The organism is Microcoleus sp. Pol12B4, assembly GCF_036701385.1.
GTDB lineage: Bacteria > Cyanobacteriota > Cyanobacteriia > Cyanobacteriales > Microcoleaceae > Microcoleus.
On record NZ_JAUBQR010000364.1, the window covers coordinates 1 to 3,398 of the forward strand.

At 44.2% G+C, this 3,398-nt stretch carries 3 protein-coding genes; all 3 read right to left on the reverse strand.

The window, feature by feature from the left end:
- Positions 1-266 (reverse strand): serine O-acetyltransferase (locus QUA38_RS28070; protein ID WP_445305127.1); only part of this gene is annotated, 266 nt, incomplete at its 3' end.
- 155 nt (positions 267-421) lie between these two features.
- The gene (locus tag QUA38_RS28075) at positions 422-2,365 is read right to left on the reverse strand and encodes an ATP-binding protein (protein ID WP_333167673.1); all 1,944 of its coding nucleotides are present in this window, start codon (positions 2,363-2,365) and stop codon (positions 422-424) included.
- Positions 2,366-2,586: 221 nt separating this feature from the next.
- A partial coding sequence (locus tag QUA38_RS28080) for a sulfate/molybdate ABC transporter ATP-binding protein (RefSeq protein ID WP_333167675.1) occupies positions 2,587-3,398 on the reverse strand: 812 nt, incomplete at its 5' end.

A 3,398-nucleotide genomic window follows, 5' to 3' on the forward strand; every position in this document is an offset into this window, starting at 1 on the left:
ATCGCAGTTTCGCCAATTACCACCCCCATGCCGTGGTCGATAAACACGCCCCTACCAATTTTTGCTCCTGGGTGGATCTCAATACCTGTTAAAAAGCGGCTTAGTTGGGAAATCAAGCGCGGTACAAAGGGCAGGCCAGCAAAATAAAGCCAGTGTGCTATCCGGTGCAAAAAAAGTGCTTGCAGTCCGGGATAGCAAAATAATACTTCCAGCCAGTTGCGCGCCGCGGGGTCGCGTTCGTAAATAATTTGCAAGTCACTGAACATATTTAGTCTCGCCGTGTTTGGGTTATACAGTATCGGCAGTGCCAACGGTTTAAGCTGCCTAAAGCAGTCTTGATTTTGGCATTATTACATATAATACTGTAATCCGACCCAATTACAGTAGTTTCTGTAAAAAAATTTTTCTTCACCAGCCCTTTCTAAGCTGCCTCCGATATTTTCCGCGAAACAAACGGTACTGCTTGTCTGACTTCTTGTCGCAGCGGAATCTCGATCGAGAATTCCGTCCCCAATCCCGGTGTTGAATCGCAGCGCAGCGCACCCTTGTGCTTTTCTACGACAATTTTATAGCTGATTGACAGTCCCAATCCTGTCCCTTTTCCTACTGGTTTAGTTGTAAAGAAGGGGTCGAACAGCCGTTTTTTGACATTTTCTGCTATACCGGGGCCGTTATCAGATATCCGCACAATTATTTTGTCAGGGAGTGAATATTCTGTGGTTATGGCGATCGCGATCGGATTGAATTTCGCTGCTTTGGGCCCGCGATCGAAGTTGTAACTCTCAAGGGCGTCGATCGCATTAGCCAGAATATTCATGAACACCTGATTTAATTGTCCGGCATAGCACTCTACTAAAGGTAAATTGCCGTAGTTTTTAACAATTTCTATCGGCGGGCGATCGCCTGTAGCTTTCAGGCGACTTTGCAGAATTAGCAGAGTGCTGTCAATACCTTCATGGATGTTAACAGGTTTCATTTCGCTTTCATCTAAGCGAGAGAAATTCCGCAAAGATTGGACTATTTGAACAATGCGATCTGCTCCTATTTTCATCGAAGACAGCAGTTGCGGCAAATCTTTGCTGAGAAAGTCAAAGTCAACCTTTTCTAAATACTCGGAAATTTCCGATGGAGGGTGTAAATATTGTTTTTGGTATAGTTTCACCAACTCTAACAAATCGCTAGTATATGCGCTGGCGTGGTGGATATTGCCGTAAATAAAACTAATAGGATTGTTCACTTCGTGGGCGACACCAGCGACTAATAAACCCAAACTAGACATTTTTTCTTGCTGAATCAGTTGACTTTGAGTTTGTTGCAACTCTTGCAAAGTTTGTTCTAGCCGTTGAGATTTAGCCGTGCGTTCTGCTGCTATTTTTTCAATGAGAGCGGTATAATTCCACAAGCTCATTAGATAAAGTGTCGCCGCCAAAGTTAAGATTGTCCCAAAAATTAAAACAGTCAAAGAACGCCAAAATCTTAGAGGATTAATGTACTCTGGCGTTAACCGCAGTTGCAGCAACCACCTGCGATTTTCAATATTGAGAATGCGGGTGCAACTGCTGCCATCCGGGCAGTAAGCTCTTTCCCCAATTTGGAGTTTATTTTTAATGTTTTCGTCGGTGACGATCCTTTTAGTCTTTGCTTCGTAAAAAGCGAGAAATTTTTCTGCTTCAGGAGCCATAGCATCTTGAAGATACACATTAACAAATTTGAGTTGAGTTTCCTGCAAAGCCGACTTTACAATAGCATCAACGAGCAAAATTCCGAAAGCAAAACCTTTCAAATTTTCTGCATTTCTAGGAATTAAATTTTGTGGCAACTCTGCGGTATTGTCAGAAGAGATTTGACTAAAAATTGGCAGAAATACGAAGACGCTTGGTTGATTTTGTGAAGACCATTCTTGACGGTCAGTCGCGATAATTTCTTGTCTTTTGGCGGCTTTTTCTAATGCTGGCCGATTGGCAGTCAAATCTAAACCTAAATCTATTTCATCAGTCAGGAATTGCGGAGAGTCTGAAACACGGGGCAGCCAAGCGATCGCCTTCAGGCTCGGATGGCGGTAAAGGGCAGGACCAACAAATGTATTAATTTCGGGTTTTTTAACGCCGTCAAATACGCTGTAAAATGCTCCCACCGCCCGAATTATTTCTAAATTGCCGCTAACATCTCTCTGAATGTCTGTAGCTATTTTGTCCAGCCGGTCTTGCAGTTCGGCTTGCATGGATTTATATTCCCAATTGTACGCAACTGAAGAGGCGATCGCAGACAGTCCCAATCCTGCACAAAGTGTTAATCCTGCCTGGATGTAACGGCGATAACTAAGTAAAGTGCTAGTTGCTAAATTCTTAAATTTGTTAGCAGTCATATTCTTCACCTATCTTTTTTTTTAGTTCTCGTTCCCAGCCTCTGCCTGGGATTTCTCGTTTTTCTCGTTCTCAGGCTCTGCCTGGGAATGAATTTCAGGAGGCTCTGCCTCCGGTTTGGAGCCACGAGACAGCATTACCAGGCACGAGCCTGGTAACGATGTAGGAGCAGTGTTTTGTAGAAGCGCCCGGATAGTATTTTGAGTAAGATGCAGTCGCTGATTTAAATTGAATAAGCAGGGAAAGTCATCGCGTGTTTGGGCTTGACGTAAACGTGCTGATCGCGCGTTAACTGTAGAGAATCGAAGCGCTCGCGACTGATGTAAGCTGTTACTACTTGCTCGGATTCTAACACTAACTCAGTTTGTATTTCCCGCCCTAAATGAATGATGCGGCTGACTTTTGCTAATGAAAAACCAGACTCCGGCTTAATTTTAATTTCCACATCGTGGGGGCGCAAAAACACTAAATCAGAATGGGCGGCTCCATTATTGTGAGCCGTTGTGCCGTTGCTGGCGAACAAACCCGCAGCATTCGGCAGCACATTAACAGGCCCAATAAAACTCATCACAAAAGCTGATGCTGGTTTGTCGTAAATTTCAGCAGGAGTGCCAACTTGTTCGACTCTACCTTTGTTCATCACCACAATTTCATCGGCTACTTCCATAGCTTCTTCTTGGTCGTGAGTCACAAAAACTGTGGTGATATTAACTTCTTTGTGAAGGTTGTGCAGCCACGATCGCAATTCTTTGCGGACTTTAGCATCTAATGCTCCAAAAGGTTCGTCTAGCAGCAGCACTTTTGGTTGAACTGCTAGAGCTCTCGCCAAAGCCACCCGCTGCCGCTGGCCCCCGGAAAGTTGCGAAGGATAGCGATCGCCCAAACCTGTCAACTGCACTAAATCCAAAAGTTCATCAACCCGCCTGCTAATTGAGCCTTTAGGAACTTTGCGAATTTCCATCGCAAAAGCAATATTTTTCCGAATACTCATGTGTTTGAACAAAGCGTAGTGCTGAAACACAAAACCGATATGCC

Coding starts and splice junctions, on each gene's coding strand:
- QUA38_RS28075 (WP_333167673.1), bottom strand. CDS start 2,365: ATGACTGCTAACAAATTTAAGAATTTAGCAACTAGCACTTTACTTAGT.